Raw genomic sequence first — 19,819 nt, 5'->3', positions numbered from 1 at the left:
GAAATTTTTTCCCCGGGATAGGATTGTGCGAGCTACGAGATGGAGTCCTAAACCCCCCGAACCGGCCCTGGAACATGAACTCGCCCGTGCCTGCGGCATCTCGGCGCTTACGGCCAGGCTGCTGGTAAACCGCGGCATTCTTACGCCCCGGGAGGCCAGGGTCTTCCTGTGGGGCACGCCGGAGGACATGCATGCCCCGGAGATGATGCGCGACCTGCCGGCGCTGGCTCGCGCCGTCACCGAGGCGGCGATGGCAGGAGAGAAGATCCTGGTCTACGGCGATTACGACGTGGACGGGATGACCGCGACGGCCATCCTGGTCAAGGCCATCCGCCTTCTCGGAGGGGACGCCCTTTATTATGTCCCCCGGCGCGCCGAGGGTTACGGTGTACACCCCGAGCCGCTGCTCAAGGCGGCGGGAGAAGGGGTTCGCGTGGCCGTGACGGTGGACTGCGGCATTACGGCGCACGAAGCCGTGAGAGCGGCCGCCGCGCAGGGGATGCGCCTGCTTATCACGGACCACCACCGCCCCCAGGGTGACCTGCCGGAAACGCTGGTTGTGAATCCACGCCGGGACGATTGCTGCTACCCCTTCAAGGAACTGGCCGGGGCCGGGGTGGCCTTGAAGGTGGCGCAATCCCTTTTGCAATCCCGCTTCCGGGAGCACTCCGCCGAGTTTTTCGGCCTTGCGTGCCTGGGCACCATCGCCGACGTTGTCCCCTTGACCGGGGAGAACCGCCTGCTGGTCCGGTTCGGCCTGCGAGGAGTGCGCGACAATCCGGGCTTGAATGCCCTGGCCGACGCCCTCGGCCTGGCGGGCGAACCTTCGGTACGGGACGTGGCCTACCTCCTGGCGCCCCGTCTCAACGCTGCCGGCCGCCTGGGCGATGCCCGGGTGGGCGTGGAACTGTTATTGAGCAAGGATCCCGGGGAACAAGTTTCTCTCGTTGATGAATTACTACGCCTCAACCACGTCCGGCAGGAACTGGAGGGGCGTATTATGGCGGAAATCCTCGCCACCCTGAGCACCTGGGAGTCGCTTCCTCCTGCGGCCGTCTTCGCCGGCGAGGGGTGGCATCCCGGCGTTACCGGGGTGGTCGCGTCGCGCATGGCCGAGCATCTGGGCCGCCCCGTGCTTGTGGTGGCCGTCGAGGGAGACGAGGCCCGCGGCTCTGGGCGGTGCGGGCCCGATTTCGACGTCTTCCAAGCCCTGGATGCCTGCAGGTCCTACCTTACCGAGTTCGGCGGCCATCGCTGCGCGGCCGGCTTCACCGTCCGCCGTAACGACCTGGAGGCCTTTAAAGCGGCCTTTCTCGCGGAGGTCGAGGCCGGTACCAGGCGCGAACCTCCGCCGGTGGATATCGATGCGGTCGTGAGCCTGGCCGACCTTTCGGTCGACGTCGTCACGGAAATCGAACGGCTGGCGCCGTGGGGGCACGGAAACCCGGAGCCCTTGCTCGGGGCGGTCGGAGTGTACGTGCTGGACACCCGTCCGGTGGGCCGCGACGGGGCGCACCTGAAGATGACCGTGCGGCAGGATGGTTCTGACCCTGTCAGCGCCATCGCCTTCCGCCGGGGACAGGATGTCGAAAACCTGTGCGCACGCGGGCGGGTCGGTCTGGTGTTTACGCCGATGGTCAACGAGTGGCGGGACCGCCGCAGCGTGGAACTGCGGGTCGTCGAGTGGCCGGAACCGGCAGAGATGCAGAACCGCGCTCTGCGTGCGCCGTCTCCGTTAAAGGGACTGTTCGGGGCCGCTGCGGCGCTTGCGGAAAGCGAAACACCTCCGACCCTGCTGGCGCTATTCCGTGCCGGTAAGGCGGCGGAAACCTTCGCCTGGCCGCCGCGTGCCCGCAGACACCCGGGACGGTTGGTTGACCGGCGGGAACACCCCGCGCGCAATGCCTGGTTGGCCGAACGGTTACGGGACGGGGTGCCTACCCTGGTCGTGGTTGGTACCCCGCGCCGGGCGCCCCTGGTGGCGGCGGCCCTGCGGCGCCGGGAGCCGTCTATGGGCGACCGCGTGGCCTTCCTGCATCCACGCCTGCCGGGTGAGCAGTACGAAGCGGTGGCCGCCCTGTGGCGGGCGGGGAAGCTGGCCTGTCTCGTGCTGGCGGCGGAGGATTTGGCTGCCGTTGAGCAGGTGCCCCGTACCGTGGTGTACGACCTCCCTTATGACTGGTCGGCCTGGGAAGCTATCTGCGAAGCAGCCGACAGCCTTGAACTGGCCTTCAGGGAGGATGACCGGTCGGCGAACCGCCGCCTTTTACAGACCCTGGCCCCGGGCCGGACCTGTATCGGGGCGCTTTATACGATGTTGCAGCGGGCCGGCGCCGGGCCCTACGTGACCAGCGCGGAAGGCCTCGCACGCGCCCTTGGCTCCCGGCTGGCCCTGCCGGTTGCGCCCTGGACGGTAACGGTAGGGCTGGCGGTGCTTGCGGACCTGGGGCTCGCCGAATACCATGAGGAAGGCGACGGACGGGTCGCGGTTCTCGCACGCCGGGCGGCCGGCAAGCGCGGCCTTGCGGCCTCCGCCACGTTTCGCCGCGTTCACGAGATCAAACGCCTGTCCCTCAGGCGCCAGCGGCGCTTTGTCGAGGCCGCCGCCGAGGAGGTGGCGGCGACTCTCGGCTTGCCAAAGCCGCCGGGTGGGTATCCTGATGAAGTATGAGGATCTCGTCAGCAAGGTTCTGAGCTACAATCCGAAGGCCGACACGGCCTTGCTCCGCCTCGCCTACGACTTTGCCGCCGAGGCGCATAGCCAGCAGAAGCGGTATTCAGGGGATCCATACATCACCCACCCCCTGGCGGTGGCGATGATCCTCGCCGAGTTGGAGTTGGACCTCGAGACCATTGTGGCCGGCATCCTGCATGATGTGGTGGAGGACTCGGACCGGGGGTTGACCCCGATCCGGGAGATCTTCGGGGATGAGGTGGCGCAGCTGGTTGACGGGGTGACGAAGCTGGGCCGCCTTGAGTTCCGCAGCAAGGAGGAGCAACAGGCCGAGAACCTGCGCAAAATGCTTCTGGCTATGGCCCGGGATATCCGTGTCATTCTCATTAAGCTGGCGGACCGGCTGCATAACCTCCGCACGCTGGGGTACCACAGCCCCGCCAAGCAGCGGGAGATCGCCCAGGAGACCCTCGAGATTTTCGCCCCTCTTGCCCACCGCCTGGGGATCTACCATCTGAAGTGGGAGCTGGAGGACCTGGCCTTCCGCTATCTCGAACCGGAGTCCTACCACAGCCTGGCGGCGAACCTGGCCGAAACGAGGGCGGTCCGCGAAAGGCAAATCCAGGAAGTCATCGACATCCTGGAGGCCAAAATCCAGGAAGTGGGCATCACTGCCGACATCCAGGGGCGCCCGAAACATCTCTACAGTATTTACCTCAAAATGGTGGACCAGGAAAAAGATCTGGCCGACATCTACGATGTCAGCGGGGTACGGATTATCGTTCACAGTGTCCGCGACTGCTACGCCACCCTGGGGGTCGTGCACACCATCTTCAAGCCGATACCCGGGCGCTTCAAGGACTACATCGCAATGCCCAAGTCCAACATGTATCAATCGCTGCACACGACCGTCGTCGGGCCCAAGGGGAGGCCGGTCGAGATCCAGATCCGGACCTGGGAGATGCACCGGACGGCCGAGTACGGTATCGCCGCCCACTGGCGTTACAAGGCCGGCGGGCGGGGGGACCGCGAGTTTGACGCCAAGCTGGCGTGGTTGCGCCAGCTTATGGATTGGCAGCACGAACTCCGCGACGCGCGGGAGTTCATGGAGAGCCTGAAAATCGATATCTTCGCCGATGTCGTCTTCGTGTTTACTCCGCATGGGGATGTGATCGAACTTCCGGCCGGGTCGATCCCCCTTGATTTCGCCTACCGTATCCACACCGACATCGGTCACCGCTGTATCGGAGCGCGCGTTAACGGGCGCCTGGTCCCGCTGGACTACCGGCTGAAGAACGGCGACATCGTGGAGATCATTACCGCCAAGCACCCGGCTCCGAGCCGCGACTGGCTGGCCATCGTCAAGACCTCCCAGGCCAAGACGAAGATCCGCAACTGGTTCAAGAAAGAGCAGAGGGAGGATAACGTCGGCCGCGGCCGGGAGGCCCTCGAACGGGAAGCCAAGAAGCAGGGCCTCGACCTGGAACTGCTGCGGAGTGAAAAAGCCCTGGAGGTCGGGCGCCGGTACACACTCAACAGCATGGAAGACCTGTACGCCGCCGTCGGCCTTGGAGTCATCGCACCGGCAACCGTGGTGCAGCGCTTGAAGGAACAGGCACGGCCGGCGCCGCAAATACCGGAACTGCGTCCCGACAGCCGCCGCTGGTCGAAGGCGATGCACGGCATCCTGGTCAAGGATGCAGGAAACGTGCTGGTCCGTCTGGCCCATTGTTGCAACCCGGTCCCCGGGGATCCGATCGTCGGGTATATAACGCGCGGCCGGGGGGTTTCGGTGCATCGCGCCGACTGCCGTAATGTGGTCCACTGGCAGGCGAAGGAAAAGGAACGTCTGGTCGAGGTCAAATGGGACGGGCACTTTGACCAGCCGTTCCAGGTACGGCTCGAAGTTGTCGGTCTGGATCGGCCCGGCCTGCTGGGCGACGTCATGAACGCCCTGGCCGATATGAAGATCAGCGCCTCCTGGGTCACCGCCCGGGGAGGCCGGGAACGCGACGCCACCATCGACCTTACGCTGGAGGTACGCGACCTGGAGCAGTTCCAGTTTACGCTTAACAAGTTGCAGAAGATCCGGGACGTGTTCGAGGTCCGGAGATCGGTTTAGGGGGGCGGCGAATGCGGGCCGTGGTGCAACGCGTGCAACGGGGCGCGGTGGACGTGGATGGAACGCCTGTCGGGGAGATCGGGCGGGGCTTCGTGGTGCTGCTCGGGGTGGGGCGCGAAGACAACGAGGACGACGTCCGCTATCTCGCGGAAAAGATCGTTGCCTTGAGGGTGTTCGAGGACCGGGACGGCAAGATGAACCTGGCGCTGGGCGATGTCGGGGGTGCCCTGCTGGTCGTTTCCCAGTTCACGCTTTACGGGGACTGCCGGAAAGGACGCCGGCCCGGGTTCTCGGCGGCCGCTCCTCCCGGGCAGGCGAAAATGCTCTACGAGAGCTTTTGCCGGTACTGCGAGGGGTTGGGCTTTGCGGTGGCGCGGGGGCGCTTCGGGGCGCATATGGTGGTGGAGATCGTCAACGACGGGCCGGTGACGCTTCTCCTCGACAGCCGCAGGGCGTTCTAGGAGGCTACGGAGAGCGTCTCGTTCTGCAAGCCGCCGGGGTGATGGCCTCCACAAGTGCTTGAACCTTGAAGAGGGATGGTGAGGCTGGTGATCCTCGAGACCCTGGTCCTCGGCGAGTTGGCCGTGAACTGCTATATCGTGGGCTGCCGCGAGAGCAAGGAGGCCCTGGTGATTGACCCCGGGGGCGACGCCCCGGTCATCGGACGCCGTGTTGAAAGCCTTGGCCTGCACGTGCGGGCAATCGTCCTCACCCACGGCCACTGGGACCACGCCGGGGCCGCTGCCGCTCTCCGGAAGGCCACCGGGGCGGAGCTTCTCTGCCACAGGGCCGAAGAGGCGCTTCTCGCCGATCCCGAGGGTAACCTGTCCACCTTCTTCACCGGGGTGGCCAGGCTGCCGGTGCCCGATCGCCTGCTCAGCGACGGGGACAGGGTGCGGGCCGGGAGGCTGTCCTTCACCGTCCTGCACACTCCCGGGCACACGCCCGGGGGCCTGTGCCTGCACGGGGAGGGGATCGTTTTCACGGGGGATACCCTCTTCGCCGGCGCCGTGGGGCGTACCGATTTCCATGGCGGGGACTTTCGCGTTCTCCTGGCCAGCATTCGGGAGAAGCTGCTGCCCCTTGACGACGCAACGGTGGTCTATCCCGGGCATGGCCCCGCGAGCAGTATCGGGGACGAACGGCGGGAGAACCCTTACCTCGCCACCGAATGGTGAAAAGAGGTGAATCCCCCCGGCAACCCCGGGGAAGGCGGATAATCTTGACATCCCGCCGTTGCTGCAATAGAATCTCGAAAGAAAGCTCCCGTCCGGGCTGGGGCGGGAGTTGAGTTTTGAAACGGGGAAGAATGGCGATGTTAACGTCGAGACCCAGGGGCACGAATGACATCCTCCCGGGCGACGTGGAGCGCTGGCAGTACATCGAGGCGCTGGCCCACGAGCTGTGCCGGAACTGGTGCTACGGAGAACTGCGCACCCCCGTCTTTGAGCATACGGAACTGTTCCTGCGCGGCGTGGGTGACGCTACGGACATCGTGGAGAAGGAAATGTACACCTTCCAGGACAAGGGCGGGCGGAGCCTGACCCTACGGCCCGAGGGGACGGCCCCGGCGGCCAGGGCTTACCTGGAAAACCGCCTGCAGGCCGGGCCCCAGCCCGTAAAGCTTTATTACATCGGCCCCATGTTCCGGCACGACCGGCCGCAGGCCGGGCGGTTCAGGCAGTTCCACCAGTTCGGGGCCGAGATCTTCGGGGCCGCGGCCCCGGCGGCTGATGCGGAAATCATCACCCTGGCCATGGAATTCTACCGTTCCCTGGACATCACCGGCCTGGAACTGCACCTGAACAGTGTCGGCTGCCCCATGTGCCGGCAGGTGCTCCGGGAACGCCTGCGGCGGTATTTCGAGGCGCGCATGGACGGGCTCTGCCCGCACTGCCGCGGCCGGTTGGAGCGCAACCCGTTAAGGCTTTTGGACTGCAAGGAGGCCGGGTGCCGGGAGGCGGGAGCGGGAGCCCCTACCCCGCTGGACTGCCTCTGCGATGAATGCCGCGCCCACTTCGCCGAAGTGCGCCGCACCCTCGATATTGTCGGGGTCAGCTACGTTATCGACCCCCGGTTGGTGCGGGGCCTCGACTATTATACTAGAACGGCTTTTGAGATACTGGCCGCCGGGGTCGGTGCCCAGAGCGCGGTCGGCGGGGGCGGACGCTACGACGGCCTGGTCCGGACCGTTGGCGGACCGGGGGTGCCCGGGGTGGGGGTGGCCCTGGGATTGGAGCGGACACTGCTCCTCCTGGCGCAGCAGCACCCCGAGGTCGGCGGGCGCCGGCCGCCGGACGCCTTCCTGGCTACGGCCGGCAATACGTGGGAAACGGCGACCGCTCTCCTGGTAACCCTGAGGCGCAGCGGTGTGGCGTGCGACCACGACTACACCGGGCGCAGCCTGAAGGCACAGATGAAGCATGCCGGAAGGCTCGGCGCACGCTTTGTCGTCATCGTCGGCGAGGACGAGGCCGCCCGCGGGGCGGCGACCGTACGCGACATGGAGAGCGGGCGGCAGGAAGAGGTCGCCCTTAACGGCTTGGCGCCCTATCTGCGGCAGCGATTGGCCGAGAAGAGACCCGATTTTCCGGGTGATCCGAAAATGGAGGTCTGGTAGTCTTGGAACTGGCAAGTATGGCCGGCCTGAAACGCACCCACGGCTGCGGCCGGGTCGGCGTGGATGACGTCGGCCGGCGCGCGGTCTTAATGGGCTGGGTGCAACGCCGGCGGGATCACGGGGGCTTAATCTTCGTCGACATGCGTGACCGTACGGGTATCGTGCAGGTGGTCTTCAGTCCGGACGTCGCGGCAGAAGCCTTCCGCATCGCCGAAGCCGTGCGTCCGGAATACGTCCTCGCCGTCATCGGGGAGGTACGGAAACGGCCGGAGGGAACGGTCAACCCGAACCTGGCGACGGGGGAGGTCGAGGTTTACATCGACGAGGCGCGCGTCCTCAACCGCGCCAAGACCCCGCCGTTTTACATCGAGGATGGCATCGATGTCGACGAGACCATCCGCCTCCGCTACCGTTACCTTGATCTCAGGCGGCCGGAGATGCAGCGGGCCTTGATCCTGCGCCACCGTGCCGCCAAGAGCGTGCGCGATTTCCTCGACGCGGAAGGGTTCCTGGAAATCGAGACGCCCATGCTCACCCGGAGCACCCCGGAAGGGGCGCGGGACTTCCTCGTCCCGAGCCGCTTGAATCCCGGGAGGTTTTACGCGCTGCCGCAGTCGCCGCAGCTCTTCAAGCAGATCTTGATGGTCGCGGGCCTGGAGCGGTACTTCCAGATCGTGCGCTGTTTCCGCGACGAGGATCTGCGTGCGGACCGGCAGCCGGAGTTCACCCAGGTCGACATGGAGATGTCCTTCGTCGAAGAGGAGGACGTCACCGGCCTTACGGAGAGGCTGATCTCCCGCCTCGTCTACGATACCTTAAACCTGAACGTGAGGACGCCTTTCCCGCGCCTTACCTACGCCGAGGCCATGGCGCGCTACGGCACGGACAAGCCGGATGTACGCTTCGGCCTGGAGTTGGCCGATTTTTCTGACATCGCCGCCGCTTGCGCGTTCAAGGTCTTCCGCTCCACCGTCGAGGGCGGCGGCCGGGTCAAGGGTCTGCGCGTGCCCGGGGCCGCGGACCTGACCCGCAAGGAACTGGACGAGCTGACGGCCTTCGCCCAGGCGCATAAAGCCCGAGGGCTGGCCTATCTGCTTCTGGCCGGGGACGGTGTGAAGTCCCCGATTGCCAAGTTCTTCTCCGGGGAAGAAATCGCAGCGATTACGGAACGCGTCGGGGCCGGGCCGGGCGACGCCGTCTTCTTCGTCGCCGACAGCCCGGACGTTGTGGCCTTCGCCCTCTCAGCCCTGCGCCTGCACTTCGCCGACCGTCTCGGGCTCACCGCGGGGAAAGAGTTGGCTTTCGTCTGGGTTACGGACTTCCCGTTGCTCGAATACGATGAAGAGGAGAAGCGCTGGGTGGCAGTCCACCACCCGTTCACGGCCCCTAAAGAGGATGACCTGCCGATTCTGGAAAGCGATCCGGGCCGGGTGCGGGCGCGAGCTTACGACCTGGTCCTCAACGGAGTGGAAATCGGCGGCGGAAGCATCCGTATCCACCGGCGGGACGTGCAGGAGCGGGTCTTTAGCTCCATCGGGCTGTCGCCCGAAGAAGCGTACGAAAAGTTCGGGTTCTTGCTGGACGCTTTTGAATACGGCACCCCTCCGCACGGGGGCATCGCGTTCGGCTTTGACCGGTTGGTGATGCTTCTGGCGGGGAGGGAGACCATCCGCGATGTAATGGCCTTCCCGAAGACGCAGAGCGCCGCCGACCCCATGACCGGCGCACCGGGTACCGTGGCTCCCGGTCAGCTGCGGGAGCTGTTCATCAAAAGCATTGCTCCCGGGGCGGCGGACCGCAGGGAGGGGCACGCCAAGTGAGCGCCACCGGCCGGTTTCTGAAGCCCTTGCCACGCCGGACGGTCTATGATAAGATGATGACCAGGAACCACAAACCCTACAATGCCCGTGGCCGGTTCTGAAGTTCTGAGCCAACACCAAAACATTGGGAGCCTGACTCTCGCTGTGGCTTGCAGGCCTCACGTCGTGGAAGCAAAAAGCAGTGAGGAGGGCACCCCCCTATCTGAGATAGGGTTCAGGAACTTTGGAAGGCCAACGGCATCGTGGGGTTTATCGTCATGAGGAGTACAAAAAAGGGCTGCAGGACGCGGCCCTTTTTGCGTGTTGCACCGGTGTCGGGCTTAACCGGCGCGGCGGCGGTCTTTGAGGGACAGGATCTCGCCCAGGTGGGTGACCAGGTACTCGGGTTGCTGCAGCGGGTCTTCGGGGATGTCTCCGCCCCAAAAGCCGCCCGGCTTCATGATGGTGTGGGCCCCGATCAGGTTGCCGAAGAGGATGTCGCGTTGCGGCGAGTCGCCGACGACGACACAGTCACGCGGAGGAATATCGGCGATCCAGCGGTAAAACTCGCGCCCTATGGCCCGGGCGCGGGCGAAGGACGCGGGTGACTTGTACTCGAGGACCAGGTCATGGAAAAAGTCGGTGAGCCCGTGCACGGCGAGGGTCTGGCGGACGCGTTCCGGCTGTCCCTCGGAGTGAAGGATCAAGACGTTGCCGAGGTGCTTCAATGCGGCCAGGGTCTCGCCCGCGTGCTCGAACAGGGCCGGCGGGGTCGAGTCATGGTAAGCGTAGAAACGACTTGCCGCAAGGGAAGCGGCTCTCCATTCCCGGCCCGCGCGGGGGGCGGACAGCGCCCGGCGCGCAGCTTCCTCGGGCTCCGATCCCCCGGCGTGGTGAACGAGAGCGAGGGCCAGGAGCGTGAAATCATATTCATAGTCGTGCAGCGTCCGGGCGATGGTCCGGTCGGCGGTACGGATCGAAAGGTAAACCGAGCCGAAATCTTCCGCGAAGGCGTAGCCGGCCTCCTGCAGGGCCTGCACCATTCGGCGATAGGCCTCCAGGTAGACCCCGTGGGTGTCCCAAAGGGTATTGTCGGCGTCAATGATGTAGATTCCGTGTAGCAAAGCGCGCCTCCCGGGGAAAGGATGTCAAGGGTCACTCCAGACTATCATACCATAAGTCCATGGGCGGCGGGCGGGGGCCGCGGGCGGAAAGCGGAAACGGAGTTTGACAGGGACAGGCGGCAATGGTAGACTTCCGCCAGAAGCCGGACATTTGTAAGGGGCGATCAGCGTTGCGCAGGGTATACCTCGACCATAATGCCACCACACCGGTACGGCCGGAGGTCGTCGAGGCCATGCTCCCCTTCCTGCAGGAGCGCTTCGGCAACCCTTCAAGCATCCATTCCTTCGGGCGGGAGGCACGCGAGGGGATGGAAAAGGCGCGGGGACAAATCGCGGCGGCCATCGGCGCCGATGCCGCGGACATCGTCTTTACCAGCGGGGGCACGGAGGCCGACTTCCTGGCCCTGAAAGGCGTCGCTTACCACAACCGCTCCCGGGGCAAGCACATCATCATCTCAGCCGTCGAACACCACGCCGTGCTGGACACCTGTGCCGAGTTCCTGACCGCCGGCGAGTTCGACCTGACGGTCGTACCCGTCGACAGGAGTGGCATCGTTGATCCGGATGCGGTGCGCACGGCCATCCGGCCCGGCACGATCCTCATTTCCGTCATGTACGCCAACAACGAGGTCGGTTCCGTTCAGCCGGTACCTCAAATCGCCGCCATCGCCCGCGAGCACGGGGTCATCTTCCACACCGATGCCGTGCAGTGCCTGGGGAAAATCCCGGTCAACGTCCGGGAACTGAACGCCGACCTCGTTTCACTGTCTTCACATAAGGTGAACGGGCCGAAGGGGGCGGGCGCCCTCTGGATCCGGCCGGGAACGCGTTGGGCCCCGATCAACCACGGCGGGGGACAAGAGCGGGCCCGGCGTCCGGGTACGGAGAACGTCCCGGGGATCGTCGGCTTCGGCGAGGCCTGCAGCCTGGCCGTTGCCGAGCTGGAGGTCAAAGCGGCTGAGCTGCGCCGTTTGCGTGACAGATTGGTGGAAGGGGTATACGAGGCCCTCCCCGGGGTCCTGGTGAACGGGGAGCCGGAACGCTGCCTGCCCAACACGGCCCACTTCTGCATCGCCGGGGCGGACGAGGAGGCAGTCCTTACGGCCTTAGATGCCCATGGCATCGCCGTTTCCGCCGGTTCCGCATGTGTCTCCGGCTCCCGGGCGCCGTCCCACGTTCTCACGGCGATGGGCGTTCCTGCAGAAGCGGCCCGGTGCTCGCTCAGAGTCAGCCTGGGGTACGGCAACACGGATGCCGACGTGGAGTACTTCGTGCAGGTCCTGCGGCAGGTGGTGGCCCATCGTGAGCGCTAGCCGTGGGATCGTCGCCGTGGCCTTGAGCGGCGGCGTCGACAGTTCAATGACGGCCCTGCTCTTACGCGAGCAGGGCTTTTGGGTGTTTGCCGTGACAATGCCGACGACTCCCACGGTCGCGGCCCGCGCGGGAAAAGTGGCGGAGCACCTTGGCCTTAAGCACTACGTGGCGGACGAGATCGGCCCCCTTTTCGTACGGGATGTCGTGGATTATTTCTGCTCCGCCTACCGCGACGGGTTGACTCCGAACCCGTGCATCGCGTGCAACCGCCGGATCAAGTACGGTGCCCTGATGGAGTACGCACTGCGCCTCGGGGCCGACTATTTCGCCACGGGGCATTACGCCTGCGTGCGGCGCACGGCCGGAGGCGCCCGTGAACTGTGGCGTGGGCTGGACCGGGCCAAGGATCAGAGCTACGTGCTTTATCACCTCTCACAGGAACGCCTGGCCCGGATCATGCTCCCCTTGGGGGGAAGACGCAAAGAAGATGTTCGGCGGGATGCTCTGAGGCGGGGGATCCCCTTCATCCGTGAAGAGAGCCAGGAGATCTGCTTCATTCCGCAGGATGACTACCGCACGTTCCTGCGCACCCGGCTGGAGCCGGGCGCCGCCGCCCCCGGCCCGATCCGCACCGTGGACGGGCGTGTCGTCGGCGAGCACCGGGGCCTGCCGTTTTACACCATCGGCCAGCGGCGCGGGCTGCGGGTCGCGCTGGGCTACCCTGTCTATGTCCTCGGTTTTGTACGGGAAGAAAACGCCCTTATCGTCGGTCCGGCGGATGCGTTGAGGCAACGGGAGATGGCCGTGGGGGAGGTGCACTTCATCGCCGGCTGCCCACCGGCACAGGAGTTCTCCGCGGAGGTCCAGATCCGCTACCATGCGCGGCCGGCCCGGGCTCAGGTCTTCACCGCCGGGGGGACGACCGAGGCTCGGGTACTCTTCTGCGAGCCGCAGACGGCCATAACGCCCGGACAAGCCGCCGTGTTCTACGAGGGCGATAAGGTCCTGGGCGGCGGTCTGATTAAGGCCGCAGGGTGAAAAGGGGTGTGAGTGGGACATACTACTGGTGAAGGCCGTTACGGCCATTGGTAACAGGGGAGGCATCAGCCTTGCAGTGCCCGATCTGTGGCGGCCGGGCAACCGGGAAGGTGGGCGTGGACCAGTATTTCTGCTGGGACTGCTGCGTCGAATACCGGATCGGTAAGGAGGGCGTTCAGCTCTTCGACATCGCCGAAGACGGCAGCCTGGTGGCCTTTGATCCCGATAACGAAAACCTTTATTAGCTTCTCTACCTGAAGCGTCCGTGCCGGAGGAGATACCGCGGGGGGCGCTACATCCTCCCGGCGAGCGAGAATAGACAGCCCGGCCCTGGGGGCCGGGCTTTACAGCGGAACGAGCTTGACCGCCCCCGAGGCGGCGAGGCGGTCGTCTTTGATGGCCACCGCTCCGTAAATCCCGGTGAGCCCCAGGGCGAACTCTACGGCGCCCTGCAGATCGGCCGCCGAGCGGACGCGGTTCGCCGCGGCAGTGGCCACGGCGTCGGCCAGGGCGGCCGTTTCCGCCAGGATAACCACTGCATCGGCGCGGCCAAGGCTTAAGGAGTGCCCGACCGTTCCCGAAGAAGTGCAGATACCCAGGGGGGTGGCCTCGGGTGGAATCTCCAGACCGACGCGCTCGGAGAACGGGGAACGGCCGGCATAGACTCCAACGGTTACGCGGCGCGTGGCCTTGAGGAACACGTCCCCGCCGTTCTCGACGATGACGTCCCTGGAGTAACGGGCAAGGTACCGGCCCACAAGGTCGGCGAAGGCCCCGGCCACGGCAGCCATGGGACCTACCCCGGCGACGGCGCCGGCCGCGGCCATCTCGCGGGCCAAAGAAGGCATTCCCCCTTGTTGAGGATAAGGCTCAAGGGTGTGCAGGAACTCGGGATCCGCTGCAATGTAGGCTTCGAGCGTCGAACGCGCCTCCCGCACCAACGTTTCAACCCGACGGGGCAAATCCCCGGTCATCCGTTCGCGGCGGACGCCGATGCAGAGGTCGGTTTCTTTAACCATAACTTCGAAATAAGTCATGTTCGTACCCGCAAAGCGGGCGCGGTAGGCGCGGACCTCAGCGTTCAAATCAGAACCGGACCTCCATTGCCCAGACCGGGCAGGCCTTGACGCAGAGCTGGCAGACAATGCATCGCTCGCCGTCGAAGCGGACGGTCATTTCCGGGCGCTCCAGGTAGAGCGCCCCGCTCGGGCAGACCGCGGTGCAGGCGCCGCAGGCGACACAGCGGTCCTCGTGCCGGATGACCTCCTCGGTCAGCGGCTGCACCGCTATACCGCATGCCTCCAGGTACTTCAGGCCCCCTTCCCAGTCATCCCCCGAAAGCTCCATCACCATGGTGCCCTCCTTGTGAGGGTTGATGTTGGCTTTCAGGATGTTGATGACCAGGTTGTAGTCCTTTACCAGGTAAGAGATAATCGGCCGGTCGGCGACGGACGCGGGAAAACGCAGCACGATGCGCTTGGTGGGCATGCCGGATCACTCTCCTTTCGGCGGGCGGATGTCCAGGACGTTGGCTTGTAAACCGGCCCCGGGTGGGGGCAGGAGCTGGGTCGGTTCGGCCAGGAAGAAGCGCGCGGACCGGATCCAGTCCTTCAGCGTGGCCGCGATCTCCCGGGCCCGCGGGAAGCTCGACAGCGGGGCCGTGGGCACATCCTTGCCGCAGACCGTGATCCGTCCGGACTTCAGTTCCCCGTAACTTACCAGTCCGAGGGTGTCCGGCTGACGCTGCGGGTAAGCCTTGCTATAATCGACAACCGGCGCGTAAAGCTGTTCGTCGCCAAGCGCGGCATAATAAAGGATCTCTTCGTTAAGGACCGGGATCGGCAGGCCGATGCCGACAAAAAGGCTTACCCCGTAACCCACGATGCTCGCCCCTACGAGCCATTCGGGCCGCATTTGTTTCAGATCGCCCATCACGGCCAGTGTTCCGCCGGCGGCCACGATCGAGCCCGGCACCGGCCCTTCCTTGACTGATGGGAAGTGCTGCGTGCCGTGCCAGACGATATGCCCTACCCCGCCGCCCAGAAAGATCCGGGTGCCGATACCGATGGTTCGGAAATACGGGTCCTTCATGAGGGGGCTCAGGAGCCCGCTGGTCGCATAATGGGCGTTGCCGAGATGGGGCTTTAAGATGCCCATGTACGTATAAATCGTGTGCGGGCCGAGGTTTACGGCCACATTGTAGTTTTGGTAGCTATTGCGCGGATTGAAGAGGACGACTTCGTTCATGTCATCAATGGTCAGCCATGTTTCCACCTCGCGGCGCGGGTAACAGTCCGTGCCGTACCCTACAGCGCGGAAGTGGATCTCGTGGCGGCTCACCAGGTCATGGATGACATGCCCCCCGCCGTAGCGGAACTCCCCCGGGTGGTTGGCGTTCGCGGGGTCGTCCTCAGGCAACGCCGTGGCGCCGAGGAACCCGTCCACAGCCGCCAGACCCCCGCCGCAGGGCACGCCGTTGAGCCAGATGCGCTGCGCCTTGATCCGCGGCTTGGCATGCCCGAAATTGAAGTAGACCCCGGAGGAGCACATCGGGCTGAAGGTCCCGGTCGTGACAACGTCGACGGTGCGGGCGGTCTCCGCCACGCCCTTTTCACGCACCATGGCCGCCGCCTCTTCGGCGGTGACGACCACGGCCCGGCCGGCCCGAATGCGCTCGTTGATCTCTGCGTAAGTCTTCTCGATGGCCATTCTCACCCCTCCACGTTCTGCCCATGGAATATAAAAGGCCCCTTACAGAAAAGGGGCCGACGGACCGTTTGCCCTCTTATCTGCCAGAAGAATGTCTCTCTCCTGCAGGAATTGGCACCGCCGCGCGGGATACCGCGCCGGTTGCCGGGTTTCATAGGGCCAGTCCCTCCACCTCTCTTGATAAGAGACCTGAAGCGCTATGCAGTTGTTTTGACTAAGAATAGCAGCGGCCTCCGTCCCTGTCAAGAACGATTTTTGCGGTTGATCCCCGCCGTCCAGGCGCCTTTCGAATGACGCCTGCCCGCCGGGGTAACATTTCTTGACCGCCCTGGCATGAGTTTGTATAATTAGCACGAAGTCCGGGGCTTGGCAACCCTTTTCTTTTTGCGGGAGATGAGAAGCGGCACTATGCGGGGCAGCGACATCAGGCGACAATTCCTTGACTTCTTTGCGGCACGCGGGCACCGGGTACTACCCAGTGCCTCGCTCATTCCCGCCAACGACCCCAGCCTCCTGTGGACGGCGGCGGGGATGGTGCCGTTCAAACCATATTTCACCGGCGCCGCCACCCCCCATTTCCGGCGCGCCGTCACCTGCCAGAAGTGCCTGCGCACTCCGGACATCGAACAGGTCGGGCGCACGGCGCGGCACCACACCTTCTTTGAGATGCTCGGCAACTTCTCCTTCGGCGACTATTTCAAAGAAAAGGCCATCCCCTGGGCATGGGAGTTCGTTACCCGGGAGCTGGGCCTGGACCCGGGGCGGTTGTGGATCTCCATCTACCTCGATGACGACGAAGCCTTCGAGCACTGGCGCGGGGAGGGGGTTCCCCCGGAGCGCATTGTACGTCTCGGCAAGGATACAAACTTCTGGGAGATCGGAGTCGGGCCCTGCGGTCCGTGTTCTGAGATCTACTATGACCTGGGCCCGGAACGGGGATGCGGCAACCCGCAATGCGCCCCGGGGTGCGACTGTGACCGTTACCTCGAGATCTGGAACCTGGTCTTTATCCAGTTTTTCCGGAACGAGCAAGGGGAGTACCACCCCCTGGAACGCAGGGGGATCGACACGGGTATGGGCCTTGAACGGGTGGCCTCCGTGCTCCAAAAGGTGCCCACGAATTTCGACACCGACCTCTTCCGCGAGGTAATGGACCATACGGCGGCGCTCCTCGGCGTACGGTATGGCTCGGAGGAGAATGTGGACCTGGCCCTCAAGGTGATCGCCGATCACGGCCGGGCCGTCACCTTCGCCATCGGCGACGGCGTGTTGCCATCCAACGAGGGCCGCGGTTACGTCATTCGCCGCCTTCTCCGGCGCGCGGCGCGCTTGGGGTTTCTCCTTGGGCGCCGGACGGCCTTCCTCCACGAGGTGGCCGGCGCCGTCATCGCCCAGATGGCCTCGGCCTACCCCGAACTCAAACGCCTCTCTGACCATATCCGGCGGGTTATCCGGCACGAAGAGGAGCGGTTCTCGCAGACACTGACGGTTGGGATCGAGATCCTGGGCCGCGAGATCGAAAGCGTGCGGGCTCGAGGCGGGACGGTTCTGGACGGGGAGACCGCCTTTCGGCTGTATGATACCTACGGCTTTCCGCTCGAACTTACCCGCGAGATTGTCGCGGAGCAAGGGCTGGCGGTGGATGAGAGCGGATTCCGCACGGCGATGGAGGCGCAACGCGAGCGCGCCCGCGCCGCCCGCGGGCAGAGCGAGTACATTTCCGAGCGCGGGGCTTTCTACCGGGATTTGCGCGACGAGTTGGGGGAAACCAGGTTTGTCGGGTACACCGAACTGGAGTCCGTATGCCGGGTGGCCGCCATCCTCGCCGATGACCGGCGGGCCCCGGCGGCCGGCCCCGGAGAGACGGTTGAGGCGGTGTTCGATGTCACCCCCTGCTACGCCGAGGGGGGCGGGCAGGTGGCCGACCACGCCGTCGTTATGGACGCGAGCGGGCTTAAGGCACGGGTGACGGAGGTCGTGCGCCCTGTGGACGGCCTTTTCCTGCACCGGGTCGAAATCACCGAGGGGAACCTGCGCGAAGGGCAGACGGTCAAAGTGGCCGTGGACGCCGTACGAAGACGGGCCGTCTGCCGTAACCATACCGCCACCCACCTGTTGCACCGGGCCTTGAAGGACGTGCTGGGCGAACACGCCAATCAGGCAGGGTCGCTTGTGGCGCCCGACCGGCTGCGCTTCGACTTCACGCACTACCAGGCTCCGACGGCCGAGGAACTGGCGCGTGTGGAAAAGGAAGTCAACGCCGCCGTCTTCAACGACCTGCCGGTGGACGCTTTCACCACTTCTTACGAGCACGCACGTGAACTGGGGGCGACCGCCCTTTTCGGAGAGAAGTACGGCGACACGGTACGGGTCGTCCGGGTGGGTGACTTCAGCATGGAGCTTTGCGGCGGAACGCATGTCCCGTCGACCGGAACCATCGGGCTTTTCAAGATCACCGGTGAGGGAAGCGTCGGTGCGGGACTGCGCCGCATCGAGGCGCTTACGGGGGAGGCGGCTCTGGCCCACCTGTTGCAGCGGGAGGTGCAGGTCGAGGCGATTTCCAGGGCCCTCAAGGCCGCGCCGGAGCAGGTGGTGGATCGCGTCGAGGGCCTGGTGCGCACCGTCAAGAGCCTGGAACGCGAAAACGAACACCTGCGGGACCGGGTGGCCGCGACGGAGGTACTGGACATCCTGGGGCAAGCCCGGGAGCATAACGGGGTGAAGGTACTTGTCACGCGCGTCCGGCCGCGGGAGATGGCCGAACTCCGCGGGTTGGTCGATGTGCTCCGGGACCGCCTCGGTCCAGCGGTTATTGTCCTTGGCGCGGCTACAGGTGAACGCGTCAACCTGGTGGCCGCCGTGGACCGTGGCCTCACCGCCAGGGGCCTTCACGCCGGGCAGATAGTCAAGGAAGCGGCGGCCATCGTCGGCGGTGGAGGCGGCGGGCGGCCGGAGATGGCCCAGGCCGGCGGCAAGGAGCCGGTGCGCCTCAACGAAGCTCTGGAGAGGGCCCGTACCGCGGTGCTGAGGTCGCTCCGTTCTCAGGCAACGGCTGAGGAAGGACGCTAACGGCCGCTGTAGTTATATCCCATGTTATCTAATATTTGCGCAGGAAACCCGCTGCCGGCGTGGAATACACTGCATAAGACAGTATAACTCGTGGGAGGGTGGGGTATGGATCAGGACCGGTCACAACACACGGTGCGTTTTGAGCGACCGCCGGAAAAGGCGGCGGTGATCCCGGAAATCATGCTGACAGTGTACGAGGCTCTGAAGGAGAAAGGGTATAACCCGATCCACCAGATGGTCGGTTACCTGATCTCCGGGGACCCGGCCTATATTACAAGCCACAAGAACGCTCGCAACTTGATTCGGCGGCTGGAACGTGATGAACTCCTGGAGGAACTCTTGAGGAGTTACCTGGCGGTGAACGATCCCGTGCAGAAATAGGCCTTCTTCAGCGGAGGATGACGATTGAAGTATCGTGCCCTGGGGACGACCGGCTTGGTCGTCTCACGCCTTTGTTTCGGCACTTTAACCATCAGCCCGCTGCAGGCGGCCCTGCCCACGGAGGAAGGGGCGTGCGTTATTCGGCACGCCTTAGCTCTTGGGTTGAATTTCATCGACTTCGCCGAGCTTTATAAGACCCATCCCTACGTCCGCGAGGCCCTGCGGGACGGACGTTACGAGGCCGTCATCGCCACCAAGTCTTATGCGTATACCGGGGAGATGATGGTTTTCATCCCCTGTATAATATCCGCGGGATCGGCATTCGCGACGGGACGGCGGAAGAGATGCTGGCCGCCGTGGGGCGCGCCCACGCGGTCGGAAAGGGCGTTTATGGAATGAAGGTCCGTACCCGAAGGGGAGTATAACGTGCGTGTATTCAGCGGACAGGAGATACCGCAGGACCTTGTCGATGTTCTTCGGTGTACCCCGCGGCGGCTGCACATTGATGACTGGTGCCTCGGCTGCGGTTCCTGCGTGGCGGCCTGCCATGCCCACGCTCTCGTACCTAACGGGGAGCAGCCGGATGTCGACCCCGGCCTTTGCTGCCTGTGCGGGTATTGCGCTGCCGCCTGTCCCGACTTCTGTATCAAGGTGATCTAAGTTTGCGCATTCTAGGACTGGACCTCGGAGACCGCCGCATCGGCGTGGCGGTGAGCGACGAGAGCGGGCTTATCGCTCAGGCCCTGGAAGTCATCGAGCGCAAGGGGCCGGAGGAGGACCTGGCCCGTATCGCCGGGCTGGCGCGGCGGCTCGGCGTCGGCCGGATCGTGGTGGGACTGCCGAAAAATATGGACGGTACCCTGGGCCCGGCCGGGGAAAAGGCTGTTGCCTTTGCGGCCGACCTGCAGGCGGCGGTTGGGGTGCCCGTTGACACCTGGGACGAAAGGCTGAGCACCGTGGAAGTGAACC

Annotated in this window: 18 protein-coding genes, 1 other RNA gene and 1 riboswitch; of the genes, 15 read left to right on the top strand and 4 right to left on the bottom strand. The window is 64.9% G+C overall.

What is annotated here, in order from left to right; all coding sequences use genetic code 11:
- Nucleotides 1-25 precede the first annotated feature (25 nt).
- The 7 genes from recJ (at nucleotide 26) to ssrS (ending at nucleotide 9,489) form a co-directional block, all read left to right on the top strand.
- Nucleotides 26-2,671 (top strand): single-stranded-DNA-specific exonuclease RecJ, encoded by a 2,646-nt coding sequence (gene recJ / locus QMC81_08175; GenBank protein ID MDI6907445.1) that lies wholly within the window; start codon nucleotides 26-28, stop codon nucleotides 2,669-2,671.
- Nucleotides 2,661-4,796: a bifunctional (p)ppGpp synthetase/guanosine-3',5'-bis(diphosphate) 3'-pyrophosphohydrolase gene (locus tag QMC81_08170; protein ID MDI6907444.1), complete on the top strand. Its 2,136-nt coding sequence runs from the start codon at nucleotides 2,661-2,663 to the stop codon at nucleotides 4,794-4,796. The genes recJ and QMC81_08170 overlap by 11 nt, the downstream gene beginning before the upstream one ends.
- 11 nt (nucleotides 4,797-4,807) lie before the next feature.
- The gene (gene dtd, locus QMC81_08165) at nucleotides 4,808-5,257 is read left to right on the top strand and encodes a D-aminoacyl-tRNA deacylase (GenBank protein ID MDI6907443.1); all 450 of its coding nucleotides are present in this window, start codon (nucleotides 4,808-4,810) and stop codon (nucleotides 5,255-5,257) included.
- Between the two features lie 75 nt (nucleotides 5,258-5,332).
- Nucleotides 5,333-5,974 carry an MBL fold metallo-hydrolase gene (locus QMC81_08160; GenBank protein ID MDI6907442.1) on the top strand — a complete coding sequence of 214 codons (642 nt, stop codon included), beginning with the start codon at nucleotides 5,333-5,335 and terminating at the stop codon, nucleotides 5,972-5,974.
- Between the two features lie 137 nt (nucleotides 5,975-6,111).
- A complete protein-coding gene (gene hisS / locus QMC81_08155) occupies nucleotides 6,112-7,416 on the top strand; it encodes a histidine--tRNA ligase (protein ID MDI6907441.1) in 1,305 nt (434 codons plus the stop codon).
- Between the two features lie 17 nt (nucleotides 7,417-7,433).
- Nucleotides 7,434-9,236 carry an aspartate--tRNA ligase gene (gene aspS, locus QMC81_08150; GenBank protein ID MDI6907440.1) on the top strand — a complete coding sequence of 601 codons (1,803 nt, stop codon included), beginning with the start codon at nucleotides 7,434-7,436 and terminating at the stop codon, nucleotides 9,234-9,236.
- Nucleotides 9,237-9,306: 70 nt separating this feature from the next.
- A non-coding RNA gene (gene ssrS / locus QMC81_08145) (6S RNA) lies at nucleotides 9,307-9,489 on the top strand.
- A 67-nt stretch (nucleotides 9,490-9,556) separates the two neighbouring features.
- Here ssrS and QMC81_08140 read toward each other — a convergent pair.
- Nucleotides 9,557-10,339 carry an HAD family hydrolase gene (locus tag QMC81_08140; protein ID MDI6907439.1) on the bottom strand — a complete coding sequence of 261 codons (783 nt, stop codon included), beginning with the start codon at nucleotides 10,337-10,339 and terminating at the stop codon, nucleotides 9,557-9,559.
- 170 nt (nucleotides 10,340-10,509) lie between these two features.
- Here QMC81_08140 and QMC81_08135 point away from each other — a divergent pair, with 170 nt between their 5' ends.
- The 3 genes from QMC81_08135 (at nucleotide 10,510) to QMC81_08125 (ending at nucleotide 12,936) form a co-directional block, all read left to right on the top strand.
- On the top strand, nucleotides 10,510-11,652 hold the full coding sequence (locus QMC81_08135) for a cysteine desulfurase family protein (protein ID MDI6907438.1): 1,143 nt from the start codon (nucleotides 10,510-10,512) through the stop codon (nucleotides 11,650-11,652).
- Nucleotides 11,642-12,691 carry a tRNA 2-thiouridine(34) synthase MnmA gene (mnmA, locus tag QMC81_08130; GenBank protein MDI6907437.1) on the top strand — a complete coding sequence of 350 codons (1,050 nt, stop codon included), beginning with the start codon at nucleotides 11,642-11,644 and terminating at the stop codon, nucleotides 12,689-12,691. Before QMC81_08135 ends, mnmA begins: the two co-directional genes overlap by 11 nt.
- Nucleotides 12,692-12,762: 71 nt before the next feature.
- The gene (locus QMC81_08125) at nucleotides 12,763-12,936 is read left to right on the top strand and encodes a hypothetical protein (protein ID MDI6907436.1); all 174 of its coding nucleotides are present in this window, start codon (nucleotides 12,763-12,765) and stop codon (nucleotides 12,934-12,936) included.
- 99 nt (nucleotides 12,937-13,035) lie between these two features.
- On the opposite strand, the gene QMC81_08120 is transcribed toward QMC81_08125, so the two are convergent.
- From QMC81_08120 to QMC81_08110, 3 genes are read right to left on the bottom strand one after another with little or no spacing between them, the layout of a single operon-like run.
- Nucleotides 13,036-13,776 (bottom strand): UPF0280 family protein, encoded by a 741-nt coding sequence (locus QMC81_08120; protein MDI6907435.1) that lies wholly within the window; start codon nucleotides 13,774-13,776, stop codon nucleotides 13,036-13,038.
- A 1-nt stretch (nucleotide 13,777) separates the two neighbouring features.
- Nucleotides 13,778-14,179: an NIL domain-containing protein gene (locus tag QMC81_08115; protein ID MDI6907434.1), complete on the bottom strand. Its 402-nt coding sequence runs from the start codon at nucleotides 14,177-14,179 to the stop codon at nucleotides 13,778-13,780.
- Nucleotides 14,180-14,185: 6 nt separating this feature from the next.
- Nucleotides 14,186-15,400 (bottom strand): homocysteine biosynthesis protein, encoded by a 1,215-nt coding sequence (locus QMC81_08110; GenBank protein MDI6907433.1) that lies wholly within the window; start codon nucleotides 15,398-15,400, stop codon nucleotides 14,186-14,188.
- 73 nt (nucleotides 15,401-15,473) lie between these two features.
- Nucleotides 15,474-15,587, bottom strand: a riboswitch (SAM riboswitch).
- A gap of 221 nt (nucleotides 15,588-15,808) precedes the next feature.
- Between QMC81_08110 and alaS the strand changes: the two genes are divergently transcribed.
- From alaS to ruvX, 5 genes are all read left to right on the top strand, one after another.
- Nucleotides 15,809-18,469: an alanine--tRNA ligase gene (gene alaS / locus QMC81_08105; protein MDI6907432.1), complete on the top strand. Its 2,661-nt coding sequence runs from the start codon at nucleotides 15,809-15,811 to the stop codon at nucleotides 18,467-18,469.
- 105 nt (nucleotides 18,470-18,574) lie between these two features.
- The gene (locus tag QMC81_08100) at nucleotides 18,575-18,850 is read left to right on the top strand and encodes an IreB family regulatory phosphoprotein (protein MDI6907431.1); all 276 of its coding nucleotides are present in this window, start codon (nucleotides 18,575-18,577) and stop codon (nucleotides 18,848-18,850) included.
- A 24-nt stretch (nucleotides 18,851-18,874) separates the two neighbouring features.
- Nucleotides 18,875-19,249, top strand: coding sequence for an aldo/keto reductase (locus tag QMC81_08095; protein MDI6907430.1), 375 nt, complete (start codon nucleotides 18,875-18,877; stop codon nucleotides 19,247-19,249).
- Between the two features lie 27 nt (nucleotides 19,250-19,276).
- A complete protein-coding gene (locus QMC81_08090) occupies nucleotides 19,277-19,510 on the top strand; it encodes a hypothetical protein (protein ID MDI6907429.1) in 234 nt (77 codons plus the stop codon).
- A gap of 2 nt (nucleotides 19,511-19,512) precedes the next feature.
- On the top strand, nucleotides 19,513-19,819 hold a 307-nt coding region (ruvX, locus tag QMC81_08085), incomplete at its 3' end, for a Holliday junction resolvase RuvX (protein ID MDI6907428.1).

It is taken from the genome of Thermoanaerobacterales bacterium (genome assembly GCA_030019475.1).
In the GTDB taxonomy this organism is placed as follows: Bacteria; Bacillota; Desulfotomaculia; order Desulfotomaculales; family JASEER01; genus JASEER01.
This window is presented reverse-complemented; position numbering and strand designations above follow the sequence as displayed.

What these genes read in the sequence shown, in the direction of transcription:
- QMC81_08170 (MDI6907444.1), top strand. Translation starts at nt 2,661, where the DNA reads ATGAAGTATGAGGATCTCGTCAGCAAGGTTCTGAGCTACAATCCGAAG.
- dtd (MDI6907443.1), top strand. Translation starts at nt 4,808, where the DNA reads ATGCGGGCCGTGGTGCAACGCGTGCAACGGGGCGCGGTGGACGTGGAT.
- QMC81_08160 (MDI6907442.1), top strand. Translation starts at nt 5,333, where the DNA reads ATGGTGAGGCTGGTGATCCTCGAGACCCTGGTCCTCGGCGAGTTGGCC.
- hisS (MDI6907441.1), top strand. Translation starts at nt 6,112, where the DNA reads ATGTTAACGTCGAGACCCAGGGGCACGAATGACATCCTCCCGGGCGAC.
- aspS (MDI6907440.1), top strand. Translation starts at nt 7,434, where the DNA reads ATGGCCGGCCTGAAACGCACCCACGGCTGCGGCCGGGTCGGCGTGGAT.
- QMC81_08115 (MDI6907434.1), bottom strand. Translation starts at nt 14,179, where the DNA reads ATGCCCACCAAGCGCATCGTGCTGCGTTTTCCCGCGTCCGTCGCCGAC.
- QMC81_08110 (MDI6907433.1), bottom strand. Translation starts at nt 15,400, where the DNA reads ATGGCCATCGAGAAGACTTACGCAGAGATCAACGAGCGCATTCGGGCC.
- alaS (MDI6907432.1), top strand. Translation starts at nt 15,809, where the DNA reads ATGCGGGGCAGCGACATCAGGCGACAATTCCTTGACTTCTTTGCGGCA.
- QMC81_08100 (MDI6907431.1), top strand. Translation starts at nt 18,575, where the DNA reads ATGGATCAGGACCGGTCACAACACACGGTGCGTTTTGAGCGACCGCCG.